Below are 381 nucleotides of genomic sequence, written 5' to 3' on the forward strand. Positions count from 1 at the left end.
GACCAGACCGATGGCGATGCCGATGCCGGCCAGAAGCTGCACCACCAGCGTCGCCCGCCGCGAGGGCACGAAGGCCCCGGCCAGCAACAGGCCGGCGGCGGCGATCGCCACCGGTCCCCAGGGCGCGGCCAGGTCGAGCGCGCCGATCGGCCGGCCGGACAGCAGCCGGTTCGGGGCATTGGTCAGGATCGGCAGCGCCAGCACCCCGGCCAGCGCCACCAGCCCCAGCACCAGCAGCACGCGGTTGCGGATCAGGGACATGGCAGGCGAGCCGGGAACAGCGCCGAATATCCAATCCTCCCCCTCCCCTTGCGGGAGGGGGGCGGGGGGAGGGGGCTGTCGCAGCTCAAGCCGGCCGGCGACCGCGCGGCGGAACGAAAC

At 74.5% G+C, this 381-nt stretch carries 1 pseudogene; it reads right to left on the bottom strand.

Annotated elements, in window-relative coordinates:
• Nucleotides 1–261 (bottom strand): annotated as a pseudogene (locus P409_RS35810) (ABC transporter permease); the annotation flags it as partial.
• Nucleotides 262–381: the final 120 nt, after the last annotated feature.

The organism is Inquilinus limosus MP06 (assembly GCF_000767795.1).
GTDB lineage: Bacteria > Pseudomonadota > Alphaproteobacteria > DSM-16000 > Inquilinaceae > Inquilinus > Inquilinus limosus_E.